This is a genomic window from Candidatus Tectomicrobia bacterium, from assembly GCA_016192135.1.
Lineage (GTDB): Bacteria > UBA8248 > UBA8248 > UBA8248 > UBA8248 > 2-12-FULL-69-37.
Genome location: JACPUR010000016.1, coordinates 1 through 14296, shown reverse-complemented (window position 1 = coordinate 14296; position 14296 = coordinate 1). Strand labels below are relative to the sequence as shown.

Annotated in this window: 14 protein-coding genes; 4 read left to right on the top strand and 10 right to left on the bottom strand. The window is 60.5% G+C overall.

The genetic code is table 11. The annotated features are described in order from the left end of the window. Positions 1-10 precede the first annotated feature (10 nt). From HYZ11_06080 to HYZ11_06060, 5 genes are all read right to left on the bottom strand, one after another. Positions 11-502, bottom strand: a complete 492-nt coding sequence (locus tag HYZ11_06080; protein MBI3127152.1) for a hypothetical protein — start codon at positions 500-502, stop codon at positions 11-13. Positions 503-521: 19 nt separating this feature from the next. Then, positions 522-1235 carry a C39 family peptidase gene (locus HYZ11_06075; GenBank protein ID MBI3127151.1) on the bottom strand — a complete coding sequence of 238 codons (714 nt, stop codon included), beginning with the start codon at positions 1233-1235 and terminating at the stop codon, positions 522-524. Next, positions 1232-2029 (bottom strand): hypothetical protein, encoded by a 798-nt coding sequence (locus HYZ11_06070; GenBank protein ID MBI3127150.1) that lies wholly within the window; start codon positions 2027-2029, stop codon positions 1232-1234. The genes HYZ11_06075 and HYZ11_06070 overlap by 4 nt, the downstream gene beginning before the upstream one ends. Before the next feature lie 153 nt (positions 2030-2182). Further along, positions 2183-3103 (bottom strand): hypothetical protein, encoded by a 921-nt coding sequence (locus HYZ11_06065; GenBank protein MBI3127149.1) that lies wholly within the window; start codon positions 3101-3103, stop codon positions 2183-2185. Positions 3104-3133: 30 nt separating this feature from the next. After that, on the bottom strand, positions 3134-4105 hold the full coding sequence (locus HYZ11_06060; protein ID MBI3127148.1) for a hypothetical protein: 972 nt from the start codon (positions 4103-4105) through the stop codon (positions 3134-3136). A 1044-nt stretch (positions 4106-5149) separates the two neighbouring features. Between HYZ11_06060 and HYZ11_06055 the strand changes: the two genes are divergently transcribed. The 3 genes from HYZ11_06055 to HYZ11_06045 all read left to right on the top strand — a co-directional run bounded on the left by HYZ11_06055 (position 5150) and on the right by HYZ11_06045 (position 6822). Beyond that, positions 5150-5854 carry a J domain-containing protein gene (locus tag HYZ11_06055; GenBank protein ID MBI3127147.1) on the top strand — a complete coding sequence of 235 codons (705 nt, stop codon included), beginning with the start codon at positions 5150-5152 and terminating at the stop codon, positions 5852-5854. A 122-nt stretch (positions 5855-5976) separates the two neighbouring features. Then, positions 5977-6255: a hypothetical protein gene (locus tag HYZ11_06050; GenBank protein MBI3127146.1), complete on the top strand. Its 279-nt coding sequence runs from the start codon at positions 5977-5979 to the stop codon at positions 6253-6255. Between the two features lie 360 nt (positions 6256-6615). Then, entirely contained in the window at positions 6616-6822 is a 207-nt protein-coding gene (locus HYZ11_06045) for a hypothetical protein (GenBank protein MBI3127145.1), read from the top strand. 109 nt (positions 6823-6931) lie between these two features. Here the strand turns inward: HYZ11_06045 and HYZ11_06040 are convergent, their stop codons facing one another. Continuing rightward, positions 6932-8173: a hypothetical protein gene (locus tag HYZ11_06040; protein MBI3127144.1), complete on the bottom strand. Its 1242-nt coding sequence runs from the start codon at positions 8171-8173 to the stop codon at positions 6932-6934. Next, entirely contained in the window at positions 8163-8624 is a 462-nt protein-coding gene (locus HYZ11_06035; GenBank protein MBI3127143.1) for a hypothetical protein, read from the bottom strand. Before HYZ11_06035 ends, HYZ11_06040 begins: the two co-directional genes overlap by 11 nt. A gap of 1159 nt (positions 8625-9783) precedes the next feature. Here HYZ11_06035 and HYZ11_06030 point away from each other — a divergent pair. After that, positions 9784-11244: a hypothetical protein gene (locus HYZ11_06030; GenBank protein MBI3127142.1), complete on the top strand. Its 1461-nt coding sequence runs from the start codon at positions 9784-9786 to the stop codon at positions 11242-11244. 16 nt (positions 11245-11260) lie between these two features. On the opposite strand, the gene HYZ11_06025 is transcribed toward HYZ11_06030, so the two are convergent. The 3 genes from HYZ11_06025 to HYZ11_06015 form a co-directional block, all read right to left on the bottom strand. Then, positions 11261-12142: a hypothetical protein gene (locus HYZ11_06025; protein MBI3127141.1), complete on the bottom strand. Its 882-nt coding sequence runs from the start codon at positions 12140-12142 to the stop codon at positions 11261-11263. Positions 12143-12318: 176 nt separating this feature from the next. Continuing rightward, complete coding sequence (locus HYZ11_06020; protein MBI3127140.1) at positions 12319-13245, bottom strand: hypothetical protein; 927 nt, start codon at positions 13243-13245, stop codon at positions 12319-12321. An 828-nt stretch (positions 13246-14073) separates the two neighbouring features. Next, a partial coding sequence (locus HYZ11_06015) for a hypothetical protein (GenBank protein MBI3127139.1) occupies positions 14074-14296 on the bottom strand: 223 nt, incomplete at its 5' end.

The following is a 14296-nucleotide window of genomic DNA, read 5'->3' as shown; positions in this document are numbered from 1 at the left end:
TCACATTCCCCTATTGCCCGGGCCCGAAGATGTCCGAGAGGCGCAGGACTTCCGTTCCGCCGGTGTTGAGCAGAACGAGCTGGATAAAGAGATTGTTCGTGATCACATTGTTGTTCCCCGGGACCTGCGCGAGTTGGAATACGCCTCGGGCCGCCCCAAACCCGCCGACCGACGCGATGATCTTGGCTTCGCCGTCTCCCTGGCCGGTGGTGGTCACCTGGCCCCCGTTGGAGGAGGGCTCGGTGTTGCTGTTCACCTGGAGGTTGAAGTTGCGGTCGCCGTTGGAGTTCGCAAATCCCTCGAAGATGACCCGGAAGGCCAAACCGTTGAAGCCACCGCGCAAATCGCTCAACTGTTCGTCCGGCAGCGGATTCGCGTGTTGCTGCAGCATGACGAGCTGCGCTTCCGCAAAGGAAGGGCGCTTCCCGCGCTCGCCCGCGACGCTCTGGACGGGAGCCAGAAGGAGAGCCAAAATGGACCCCAGAACAAAAGCCTTTTTCATGTCGTTCTGTCTCCCGAGGTTAGAATTCTCCGACGCCGGGCGTCACCGTCGTGTGGATGAACGACACTCTGCTCAGGATTGACGCCAGGGTCGAGTTCTCCGTTTTCACTGCGTCTTGCAGTTCGAACGTGTTGTCAGCCGTGACCGAATTTCCTATCACAATCAGGATCACCTGGTTCCATGACGCTTCGAACTCATCCAGCGGGACGGCGCGGTTCCCGAACGCAGGATCCGCGATGTAGGCGCGGTTCCCCCGCACCCCTTTGACGACGACGAAGTGGGCATATCCCCTGACATTGGTCAGGGTGATTACGGGGACCTTCAGGCGCGTCAGCACATCGATGTTCTTGAGGCGAAATCCACGCGAGGTGTATCCCAGCATTTCTGTATATTTTTTCATTTCCAGAAGGGAGAATCCGAAGCGCTGGATCTTCTCCTGATCGCCGATCTTGATCATGCTTCTCAGAACGTCTTCTTCGGTCGCCTGCTCCCGGCCGAAATAATGTTTGAGCAGGGTCGCGACCGCCGCGGCGCCGCAGCTGACGTCGTACTGCTGCCGGACGATCTGCTTGAAGCGCATGTCCACCAGCGTCTTCACGTGGATGTTGTTCAGGCGGATTCCGCCTCCGGCGCCAGGAATCGCCACGACGCTGGCCTCTCCAGCCGGCATGCTCAGCGTCAGTGCGAGCAGGCAAGCCGCGCACGCGACGGCGGTTTTTGCGCACGTATTCATCGGGCCTCCAGCCGTGTGATGGAAACCGCGGCCGTGTTGCTCACGATGTTCGAATCTCCGGCCGATTGGGATATCTGCGCGATGCCGAAGAAACCGCCGAACGAGTCCACCAGGATGTCCATTCTCGTGCGGGAATCCGATTCGTCTTTGACCATGCTGTTTTTCAGGCTGATCTGGCCGAGATCGCCGTCGGCGACGCTGACCGCCTCGGTCCCGAGCCGGAGACCGACGCCCAGGGCGAGGGCGTTGGACTGCTGGTTCAGGTTCCCGGAGGTCTGGTTGACGGCTACGATGCCTCGCGTGTTTTGTAGGCTGTTCTCGATGCGGTCCTCCCGGTGGCCTCCCCTCACGAGCAGGGTGTTGCCGGCGCTGATGGCCATCCTCGTGTTGTTCAAGGAGACGAAGGTGGGCCCGCTCCTCTCGATCAGAGCCACCGCGATGGAGTTCGCCTGGTTGTTGATGTTCCCGGACTCTTGGTTGATCGTGATGATCCCGGCGTTGTTCCTGACGGAATCACGGATCAGGGTGCGGCTGTTGACGTTATTTTGCTCGACATAGTTTCCGATTAGGGCCTGGCTCACGGTCGTCTCGGCGATGGCCATGCCGAGGCTGTTCGCAATCGCCTCGACATCCCCGGCGCCGGTCACCGAATACTTGAAGCCGGTCTCGGTCGATTCGAAGGCCGCTTTCTCTTGGGCGGACGCCGTCTGCGCCCCCAAGGGAGCTCCCACCGCCGCCGCGGCGACGGCCAGGACGGCCAGCCATCGGTATGTCTTTCGTCCCATCGCCTTCATCAGAGGCCCTCTTCGTGTGATGTCCATCCGACCTGGACCCCGCTTATCGCGTGGACTTTTTCTCTGCCCCGCCGGAGGAGGGGCCGGGTGGGGCGGGGTCGCCCCCGCCCCACCGGCGCCCCTTTGAGAGGGGTCGTTCCCTCCCGCTAGAGACTACGGAGCGCCGACGACGTTCACTCTGACCGCGCTGGTGAGCACGCTCATGCTGACGGCCGACGCCTGGTTGTTCATGTTGCCGGTGCTCTGGTTCACCTGGACGACGCCTGTGTTGCCGTTCACCGAGCCGGTGATGAGATCGCGCTTGACGGTCTCGACCTCCACCACCTCGTTGAAGGCATTCACCTGCCCGAGATCGGACTCGGAGAGGGCCACGGAGCCGCCCGGAGCGACGGCCAGGGCCAGGGTGTTGCTCTGGTTGTTCATGCTGCCGGCGTTCTGGTTCACTCCGACGATGCCGGAGTTGGTGTTGACCGACCCGGTGATCGTCGCCTTGAGATGCCCGAAGTTGGGATCGTTGATCGTGGCGAGATCGAGGCTCCCGTCGGGATTCCGCGGAAGGACCTCGATGTGACGGTGCTCGTTCCCCAGGTTGAACTGATCGCTGTCCGCCTGCGAATGGGCGATCGCAGCGGAGGCGGTGGTCAGGGCGAAGGCGACGTTGTTGGCCTGGTTCACCATGTTGCCGACGTCCTGGTTGACGCCCACGATACCGGTGTTGGCGTTCACCGAGCCGGTGATCAGTGCCTCTTTCAGCCAGCCGAAGCCGACCAGATCCTGGGGCTGCCCCGAGATGGGGTCGAATTCGGAGTCACCGGGAGGCGTCCCCGGGACGGCGTCATCGCTGTTCAGGACATTCGCCTGGTTCGTGAAAGCCTGGGCCTCCGCCGCTCCCGTGAAATCGCGGCGCTCAAGCCTCGGGGCGATCACGATCCGCTTCAGTACGCGGACGTGCTCGAGTACTTCGATGTCTTTGTCCTTGAGGATGATCGCCGTGTTGTCCAGGAAAGCATACGCTGGAGGCGCCAAGGCGATCATCGACAGGCCAAGGGCAATGCCCAGAAGTTTCCTTGTCATTAGTCAGGTCTCCCTTGAATTCGCTCGCCTTTAGTTTCCTGGAGTCACAGCGGCGAAGCTCACGTTGTTGGCCTGGTTCGCCATGTTCCCGGCCGACTGGTTCACGCCGACGATGCCGGTGTTCCCCAGGATCGAGCCCGTGATGGTCGCGTTCTTGTTGATTCCGACCGCGGCCGGGACATCGTCGCCATTGACGCCGATGCTCGACCCCACCACGTCGGACTCGAACACCTGGTTCACGGCGTTGATCTGCCCCAGGTCCGCTTCGGCCAGCGCCACGCCGTTGCCGGCGAGAGACACGGCGAGTGACAGGGAGTTCGCCTGGTTGTTCATGTTGCCCGGGCTCTGGTTCACCTGGGCGATGCCGCTGTTGCCGTTGACCGCGTTCTGGAGGGTGGCATCGCGGAAGATGATGTCCACCGTCGTCACGGTGTTGCCGTTGGCCACGATGAACAGGTTGGTGAAGTCGACGTCACTCTCAAAACGCTCATCGAGCGGCCGGGCCGGCGTGACGGTCACGTCGAAGGCGAACTTCACAAACACGCCGTTCTCCTGCTCGAGAGCGGACTGGGAATTGGCGACGCCCGTGGGATCGGAGGGGGTCGGCGGAGTGCCGCCGCCGTTGCCGACGACCGCGTCCACAGCGGCGCTCACCACGTTGCCCTGGTTGTTCATGTTGCCCGCCGCCTGGTTGATGCTCAGGACGCCGGAGTTGCTGTTGCCGGAATTGACAAGGGTGTCGGTCTTCTCGTCGCAGTTGGTGCAGGCTTGGTTGCCCAGGTTCACCTGATCGACGATGACATCCGACTCGGCCGCCTTTTCCACCGCCCCGGCAAAAAACGCACTCACGGTCACGGCCTTGGCGATCTCGATCCGCTCGACGATGTCAATATCCTTGCGCTTGAAGACGTCCACGGCCACAAAGACGTCCGCGAACGCCGGCCCCGCTCCCAGCATGAGGGAGGTGGCCAATGCTGGAGCTACCCAACTCCATCTACGCATTTTTTTGCCTCCGTTGATGTTGGACCCGATTTCGTGCTGTTTCTGGTGCTGCCTGCTTCTGCGGGTTCCCGACTGCGTGTGGGTGTCACCTCCTTTCCAGCCTGCCGGAGCACGTCCCGAATGGGTGGGCTCCGGCACGCCCGGCTTGAGCGTCTCGTCTTCAACTTTCGGGTGAGGCGCCGGGTGTGGGCACTGGGTGACCTGGGCAATGTCAACGATCCGGCCACCTGTCTCTCGGTCGTTGATGGATAGAGCAAGGGGGATGCCAAAGGAGGGCGATGGATGGACGGAGGCGCGGAAAGAAATCGGCGCAAACGATCGATGCGGATGGGATACAACTCCGATGACTCGCGAAGAATCCTCCGCTGCGCTGGCATGCCTTGGGGATTGAGGGTCGAAACGGGATGAGTGGCTGTTGCCTGATTTGTCATTCCGGTGTCGTAGATTTTCTTGTTTTGCTCCGATACCTCGTACCGCTCTGGGTCAATCTATAAGAAATGGCTTCGTCGCTGGGCTTCGAAACCCGTCTTTCCTCTCGGCGCTGGAATGGTTTCTGTCCGCAAGGTTTACATGCCGTGAGTCAGTAAATCGCCTCAGCCCGCACCGCGCAGGCCATCCCGGCGGGGTTGGAAACAACGTTTGCAGAGATTGTGGGAATTTACGCAATTTCCCCTCGCATCACGGCCGACGTGGATGCGCAGGCGGATATAGTGAAAGAAACTTCGCGAAGTGCAGGATGAAACATTTTTTGGGGAACCTGCGCCGTTTGTGCCTGCCAGTTCGGTGTCTTCCAGGCCGCGTCCAGCGGCTCGAACATCGATCGTTATGTTTACATCTTCCGTTGCGGGCATGTCATTTTTCCCGTGCGCCTCGATTGGTATGCAATTTGTTAGGAAAAGAAAAAGTTAGGGTGAACTGTATTCAGCGGGACTTGATGTGATTGCTGTCCGGATTCCTGCGGAAACATTGAATACTGGTTCCTTGCGATGAGGGATGAGCATGTTGGCTATGCCGAAGGAGCGATTGGAGGAGACTTGTCGAATCTTGGGGATTACGGCCGACGCGGACGCTGAGAAGATCCGGCGGCGATTCAAGCAATTGGCATTCGAATACCATCCGGATCGCCACGGCGGCGACCCGAAGATGGAAGGAAAATTCTTGATCCTGAGCAGCGCCTACCGGGAGCTGATGGACCACGTCGCCAGCAGGCCCGCCGAGGAAGCCGCACGGGAGGATCCCGGCGCGGCCGCCCAGGGCCGCCGCTATTTCCTGCCACTCGAGTTCATCAAGGGCATCCGGGGAGGAGAGGTGGCGATCCGGTTCCAGATCTCCGAAGAGTGTCCGATATGCCACGGCCAGGGCGGCGGCACATGCGTGATTTGCGACGGAAGCGGTGAGATTCGGAGCTGGGCCTTCCGAAAGATCTTGCTGCCTCCCGGCCTGGAGGACGGAGAAGAAATTCGAATCCCCCAGGACGACGGAGAGGATTTGAGACTGGTCATTTCATACAAGCCCCATCCTCTTCTGATTCGGAAAGAATTGGACGTGTTCAGCGAAGTGAGGGTTCCCAGCGCGCACTTGGGACGTGAATTCAGCATCAATGTCTTGACCATCTGGGGAATCATCGTGGTGAGAATCCCCGCGGGGGCCACCTCGGAACAACTTTATTGCCTTCGCGGAGCGGGGATCCGAAGGTCAGTGGATGGCCGGTTCAAATGCGGAAACCATTATTTCCGCCTCGTTTGGTAAATCAAGACGAATGGTCCGCTGCATGCGAGGAGCACAAACGAGAACCAGCGCCCTCAGCCGGGACCGTGAATCCCGACCGAGGGCTACCCTAAAACCGCACCGGGTCAACGGAGGGATCAGGGTTGCGCGAGCGTATAAACACGCGGCGGGTCCGTCAAGCCGCGTTGATCCTGACCGTTCTGCTTTCGGGATGCGCCGCCTCGCCGCCGTATAACGCCAGGGAAATTCAGGGTATCCGCGTCGTACGCACCCACCAAGCCCAGGTCGACAGGGCCTGCCGGAACGCGGGGACCGCCGTGCAGCATCCCGGCGGACAAATTCAAGCATGCGCGTTCCGGCAAGAGGGGATCATCCTGATCGCGAAGGATGTCGATCCCTATGCGGCGGACCGCTATCTCTGACATGAACTGGCTCACCTTCTCCTAGGGCAACTGGCACCAGGGCCGGGATGATGCCTCGGCGGGGCCTTTGTGGAACACGGAGGCGGGTGCATGCAAAATCAAGGTGGAGGAGGGCTAGAACGAGCGAAGGCGCGATCGGAGTCAAGCATGTAAGGCGGGCGGTCTCGACGGTGCGCCGGATGTGATTGTGGCGCCCGAATTGGCGGCCGCGCCGCTGGGAGGTTCACCAACGGCGCAGGCTCCTGCGCAGACTCAAAGAACGGGCCCACTCTCGTTGGGTGCGAGGATATCAGGCGACGCCAGCATTGGAATCTGAATGTCATTCGGGTTGGAAATCCGACAAGGACGCGAGACAAGGTGGTGGACGTGGACAAGCGGAACCGCAGGCAGCGATGGCCGGAATATCAACAACCCATCGAGCCCGAGGTGATCACGATAGTGCCTTTTCGGGAAGATTTTCCGGTCTTCGGGACGGTTCCGTCGGCCGGGATGAGCCCGCCGGAGAAAAGCCTGCGCGCAGACACAAAACTCCCTGCACGTGGAAAGATCATCGATACCTGGGGGTAGAACGGTTGGCATGCCTGGTCATATGCCCTTGCCGGGTTGCGGCAATCCCTCCCCTGGATGGGCTTTGATTTTTGGAAGTGACGGAGAGCCCGGAATCTCAAAAATCCGCTCACACGTTTGGAGAGGGGACTAGGTTGGCGGGTTCAAGGGCGATCGTGGCTTTTGGGAGGCCGATTTCACGCCGTGAAAAGCATCGCCTCAAGGTCGCAATGTGCTTTCCGCCCGATACGAATTGGTCCGCCGAGAGAAGCGCCAAGCCGACGTCGAAGAAGGTGAGGGACTCGCACGAAAGTCCCGGCCAGGCACGGGCGATCAGCATGCCCAAATAATCGCGCGCCTTTTGAAAGCAGATCTTAAATTCAGGCTTATAGCGAAGGTAAGCGATGTCGAACTCCGTTTGGACCATATAGTCGGTTTTATCCGGATAAGAGAGCTTCTCGAGCCGCCCGAACAGCTCCGGGTCGATGATCTGCAATGATATCAATTCATATTTGAACACTTGGATCAGTAGCTCCACGAGGGCCCCCGTGAGAGGCATGTGGAACCTGGGTTTGGTGGGCACGCTGGACATCGTTTCCTGATTCAGCGCGAGACGGAAGAAGGGCACCTCGGACAATTCCCCGATTCGCCCGATGACGTCGGGGGAGAAGAGGTCACCCGAGGTCGCATCGAGCAGATGATTCAAAATCTTGTGGGAATGCAGCACGGCCAGAAGGGCGGAGATATCCTCGGTGGTTTTCACCACGCCGACGAGCTCGGGCGTGAGCTGCGAGCGGAGCGGGATGCCGACTTCCGAGAGGAAGATGTCGCGGCCGATTCCCCGCGCGGTTGCTTCCATATTCAGGGCGTATGGGTGCGACAGATCCAATTCGTCGCTGCTCCTTCCGGCGAAGCCGAACTCCAAGAATCCCCATCCGATCCTCGCGCCCGGCATGCGAGCCAGCGGGATGATCTCGAGCATTTCAAACTCCAAGCGGAACGGCCAGGCGATGTTGCGCCCCATATAATCTTCCCAAATGTCCAGCGTCCTGCGCGCCGATGCGTAAGCGGCGGCGCAGACGAATTCAGGCGAATCAACGGAAAGATGATTAAAATGGCCATCTTCCCCCGGTCCCACCGGGGGATGGACCGGCCCCTGGAACGGGGGAAGGTAGTCCTTGGTGTAGGGGCGCTTGGAGACGGCGTTGCACACATACATCCGGTCGTCCCGGGGGCCCGGCCGGATGCCTTGGGGGGCGACGGATACCTGGATGAGCTCCGGCAACGAGAACGACTTCAGGTGGCGCGGAAGCACAAACACTTGGAACTTGGTGCCCGTTTCCGCAATGAGAGAATCGAGTTTAATGGACATAATCGCCTTCTCTGAATAGCTGCAACTTCCGCCACACCGAATACACAGATGAGACGAGCTGGGAAAAGGTCAAGGTTACAGGAAGGTATTCGACGAGCATCCGATAATCCCGTGAGCCTAGCTTTCGCTCGTGGTCGGTCAGAAGGATGATCCCGATATTACGGAACAGCCGGTGATATTGAAGAATCTGCGGCAGATCGAGGGTGGTGTTTCCCGCCCGCGGATCATCCCCGATGACCATGGTGTACGGAGCGCAGGGCGATTCGGCGATGCCCGCCCAAATGCAGGAGAAGGCGGCCATTTCATTCTCGACGACCGTGCAGTTGCACAATCCGAAACGGCATAGGGATTCGTAGACGAATTCCCGTATGGCGGAATCCTGCAAGGCGATGAGAATGGGTTCGCCATAGATGTTCATCGTACGTGACCGGTGGACCGCATAGCCTCGCATGTTCTTCCTTTCTCGCCGAAGGGCGCGATTTTTTTCCGCGACTTGGCTGCCGCGATTCGGCCCAATGGGGTTGCAGACTCCCCCGTGAGTGCCCGATGCCCTCCGGAAGACACGTCGGATTTCTTGCCTGCCGGGAAACCGCATTTCTCCGATAGCAAAGGTCAGGCCAGGCGCGCGGAGAAATCCTAATGCGTTCGGTGACAAGGGTTTGGCGAAATGAGCCCTGGGCAGAGCGGACGGGAAAGGCGTAAAGCGATTTGCCAAATGGCTCGTTATAATTTTACCGATTTGTTCCTGGCGGAGAGTCGGGCAGAGGAGCACCTTTCGAAGGATCCCTTGTTCAAGTGGAAAATAAGAAGCGGGCTAGCGGGAAGCGCCTTTGATTCGCGGTCGCCGAGCCGTTCCCTTCAGGGATCGGGGCTCCAATTGGAATGAAAGAGCGAATCTCCACTTTAGAACGGCCTGCCCGCGGAGGCCGGAAATCTCGCGCCGTCAACGGTGGAACGCGACATCCTTTGATTCTCAATGCCGGCCGGAATGGGTCTTTCCCGCCGGATGGAGCCGTTCCCGTCGGGCTCGGATGATGGCCTTGCAAACTAGAGGCCAAGGCCCGTGCCGAATGACAGACGGGAATTTCCTGCAATCTCGCTCGATTTTCTGATATGTGTTTCTGTTCCGGGAATGCGCATTGTATTTTCTTTGTCAGCGATTTTGCCCCTGGGATGCCATGCGGGCGTTCGGATGCCCTTGTGCAGCGGATGAAAAACACGGGACACGGTGTGCCGGCAGCATCCAGCCGCTGGCGTGCGGAAAGGGTGGTTTGGAAAGGGAATGTTGCACGCGTTGTCACCATTACACGAATCATTACAGGGCGCGGGGCTGGAGCCGCGCGGCTGCGCCCGCCGGGCGTGAATTCTTGCAATTCGTGGGATGCGGAGAGTTGCTTCATGGAGGGATAGGCGAAACCGGAGCTTGCTGATTATGGAAAGCCGAGAAGATGATTTGCGAGATTGTCCGTTGGCGGTGTTAACGCCGCCAACGACGCATGGACGTCCACCGAAATGTCAGAAGAGAAGGCGGCCCGTTGTCTTCCAGGGTACGTTGTGTGCAGGGACGTTCATCAGTAAGCAATGACAAGCTTGCGCTAAGGATTACCCCAATGGCATTCCTGCGGTTCCGATCAATCGCACGGCTGCACAATTCAGATTTGCTGTGGCTATACAGGGGACTGCGAATCCTCATCCCCTTGTTGGCCCTCGTCATCGGAATGGAAGTCGTCTACCTCTTCAAGAATCTCTGGGAAGCAAGCCAAGCCGTCGTCATCCAGGCCGGGGAGCTCCGCCGGAAGGACCAGCTCATCGAGTCGCTGTATGAAAGGCTGAGCGAGGCGAAGGCGCAAGTGCACATTCTTGGCGAAAAGCGCAGCGAGGAACTGCAGAGGTTGAGCCGGACGCTGGACAAAACGCGGGGGCGAGCCCCGCTCGGGTCCAAGGATCATTCCCAGGGTGGGCCGGGAAAAGGAGAAACCCAGCCGGCTGAAGGCGGCGGAGACAAGGAACGCCGGGAGGACAAATCGCCTTCCACCCCACGAGCCCATGCGCCTGCGGGTGATGTATCGGCGGAGGAGATCCAGAACCGTCTGAAAGCGCTTACGGCGGAGGCCTCCACCTCGCGGCAGGAAACCACAAGATTGCGTCTCGCCAATGCCGAGATGGGAAAGCAGCTGCGCACCCACGCCGCACGGTCGGAGAGGCTGCGCAAGGAGAACGAGGCGCTGCACGCCCGGCTCACCCAGGCAAGCCATGCGTTGGCCTCGTTGCAGGGCCGTTGGAGAAAACTGGAGGAGGACTACAGGAGTGCCCTTGCCGGCGAACGGGAGCAAGAAAGGAAATCGAAGGAATTCAAGGAAATCTCAGCGTCCCTCGAAAGCCAAGTCGCGCAGTTGCGTCTCGCCAACGCCGAGATGGGGAAGCAGTTGCGTGCCCAGGCCGCACGGTCGGAGAGCCTGCGGGAGGAAAACGGGTCGCTGCGCTCCCGTCTCAGGCAGGCGGACGGCGAGCGGGCCGCGTTACGGGAGCGCCTGGAGAGGGGAGCCGCCGATCACAAGGCCGCCGTCGAACGTGAGCGGGCACATCGAGCGAAAGTGGCGGAATTGCTCAAGAAAGGAGAAGAGGCAGGCGTCAGGCTTGCGGAATATCTCGAGGAACTCGAGGCGCTCAGAGCCGTGCAGGCCCGGGATCGCTCGGAGAAGGCCAAGCTTCAGGAGGAATTCCGGAGAGCCCAAGAAAACGACGGCCGGTTGAAGGGCCAGCTCCGAGAAATCCGGCGGGAGCTCGCGGCGGCGAGAAAGGAGCTGGCAAGGAGAGAGGCGCTCTGGGCGGCCTTGGGTCAGGTGGCGCCTCAAGGCGCGGGGGGCGGGGATCCCCCCGGGGTCGCGCAGCAGAACGAGTTGCTCAGGAAACAGGTGGCCGAGCTCGCGGTCGCCTTGCGCAGCCTTGAAGATGAAGTAAGCGTTTACAGACGCGTCCTTGATCCGCTTCCCGCGCCGAAGGGCAATCCGACCGGGCTTGAGGGCGCCAAGGAAGAGGCTGAGCGAAGCCCCTTGCCGGCATCCAACTGACGGGACGGAAGGAGGGTCAGTTCTCGGGCGGGTGAAAGCCCTCCATGAGTGATTGGATAAACGTTCTTCTGTGGTTGTCGGTTTTTTCCAGCTCCCGCGCGGTGGTCGGCTCGGCCAGGATGGATTTCCACAGCAGCCGCACGAGGTTCTCGTATGCGATGAGCTCCTCGATGTTCTTCTCCGGCTGCTTGAGATGATTCGCGCGCCCGTGGGCGATATCGGAACGGATGTCATACAGACGCCTGAACTCGTGGTACAGGCGCAGCCTTCGCTCGGGGTCGCGGTCCACCAGGCAGGCGAATGATCCCGCCAGCCTTTTCGCGATTCCGGGCTCCGAGCTGTAAGTGAGCAGCCCTTCCATCGTGGCGCTGAAGCAGATGAACCGGGCCTGCCACATGAGCGAGGTGATGCCCGAGTACGTCAACTGGAGGCTGTTCAAGAGGCGCTCACTCGAAGTGACGATCCACAGCAGGTTGTCGGTGTATCGCCGGATTTCCTCCAGATGGCCCGTTGAGACCCTCTCCTGCACAATTTTCTCGAGCCAATGGAATTGATCGAGGATCCGGAAGGCGCGGTTTGCGAGGGTCGGGTCGGCCCCATCGGTTGAAATGAAACGGAATTCGATTTGCGTTCTCGTCGGCACGACGAGCCACAGCAGGAATTGGAAGACGAACAGGATGGCCGCCGGCTGGAGGTTCGACTCGGCCGATGGGCGGAAGACGAGCCAAAAGGGGCACGCGCTGAGCCTTTGAATCTCGACCTCGGAGAGGATTTTCTTGAATTTTTCCAGATGAATCGGGAGGTCGAGGCGTTGAATCGCGCCGATCCGCGGAAGCTCGAAGCGAGTCCCGTCCCAGACAAAATTGGTCAGAGGCGCCAGCTCGTATTGTTCGGTCATCGCTTGTATGGGAGGCGCGACAGGCGACGCTGACCCGCGAAGAGGAACCGAGGGAGCCTTCCGCCGGTCGAACGGTCCTGGCGACCCGTCTCTGCCGGAATCGATGTCGCCTCATGGGCGCGAAATCGCGCCTTCCCAGCTCAGAGGAAGCATTACAGGCCGATTCCCGGTCACCGTCAAGCAACCGGCCTATGGCCAGCCCCTGCGCGTTCTTCCGCGCCTTCGTCCCATGACGAAAGGGCCCGGGTGGTGGCCTCGTTCTCCGGGTTTGTGCCCGCCGCTTGCCCGAGGCGAAGGCGAACCTGTCGGATGGCCGGAAGCGGGACCAGAAGGAACTCCGCTGGCTCCCTGGCCATGATCTGCGACCAGAAGCTCGCGGGCAGGATCCGGTCGTAAAGATCGGCAAGGGAATTTCCCTTGTCGCCCGACTTGAGCAGTCCAAAGTGCCGGGCCACCAGCGACAGGGTGTCCGACATGCGTTTGCCCAGCAGGTACCAAAGCGCTCTCGCTTTTCCGGCGAAGAGGAAGGTGTTCCACAGGCCGCCGCTGCCAAAGAGCTTCTGCGCGACGTCGTGACGGGGCTGCTCGATGAACCTGGCCAGCCTCCGCGGATACGGCTCGGCGCATTCCTTGTTCATGCCCGGGTCCGGCAACAGCCAGCCCCTGTCGCTGCGCGGCTTGTCCGGAGGGATGCCGAACACCACCGCGCTGACGTGATGGAGATCGTCCAGCGCCTGAAGGGTCTCGGAAACCACGTCGGACAGCATGCACTCCGGCAAAAAGATGTGGCCGCAGGAGATTCCGAGGATCGACGCGTCCGGCTCGAGCTTCAGGATGTGGGCGAGCGCGAGCGAGAGAGCGGGGGCGGTGTCGAGATCCTTGGGCTGGCTGATGACGTTGCTCTCGGGAATTTGCCAGAGCAGCTTCGCCGCGATGGCGCGCGGCGGGTCGGCGGCGACGACGAGGATTCGCTCGGGCTCGGCGTAACGGAGGGAGAGCGAATGGACCTGCAGCAGAAGGGACGAAGGGTGGTCGCCCGCGCGAGGAGCGGGGGTCTCGCCCTCCGCCCCCACGCGTCCGCAGGCCAGGAGCACAACCCACAAGGGGGATCGATCCCCTCCGGTTTCTCGGCTGCCGCGCGTTTGGGCCTGTCTTGGGATCAATGAAGAAGAACGCATGGGCGGACCCTCAGAGGTGCCCGCCTCCCAGAGGGGGATTTGGGCCGGTTTCCTGGGGACTTCTCACAGGATGGCCACAAAAATTCGTCAAAAGCATGACATAATATGAGGCCCTAAAAATCCGTTGTCAACATTTTGACGTATCCGGGCTTAATTTTTCGTTAATGAGTTGTTTGTTATGACTTTACGATATTGGGAGCCTGGCGCAGGCGCGGGAGCCCCGTTTTTGCTCCATGGATGCTGGCGACGCCAGAGCGCTCCCGGGGGCCGCAGGGGCGAAGCGGGGGGCAAAGCGGTCAGGCGATGTTCGATGGTACGGCGGATTTTAATGGGTTTTGCGCGTGCAGCATTCGCAGAAAAGTGGGAGTCTAGCTACTTTCAACCAGGTGGATTTAGACCCTGTTTTACGTTTCTCACAGCCCTGCACTTCGGGCACCAAATCCCGCTCAATGGCCTCGGCTCAGGCACGTGCCCGATCCACTCGCACCCCATGTACCTAAAGTTCCCGCGCTACAGAATGGTTTCCGTCTCCCCGTCGGCTTCGCTATTTTTCTCCAGCTATCCCATGCCCCCGCACCGAGGCAAACCGCGTCGCTGCCCCCCACCTTGAGATAGGGGAGCCCCCGGCCCATCAGTCGATAGATCGTTACCCGGGAGATCCGGAAATTCCCAGACTTAATTACGAGTTGATGCGGTTTTCCTATTGCCAAATTCGATGGGACCTAGGGCAGGACTCTGAGAGTTCGTTCTGCTTCACCCCATCATCCTCCCCGCCATCTCCAGGTGCGCCGCCGTCACCCCCCGGTCCTGGGCGAGCTGCTTGGCCAGCCGGCAGTGGTTGACGATGAAGCGGTAGTGTCCCACCGCGTGGGGCGCCCGCTCCAGGAACCAGTCCACGCACTCCCGCGGGGAGACTCCCAGGGCCTGGCGGACCACCACCTCCACGTCCTTCCGGGTCATGCGCGTGGCGTCCAGG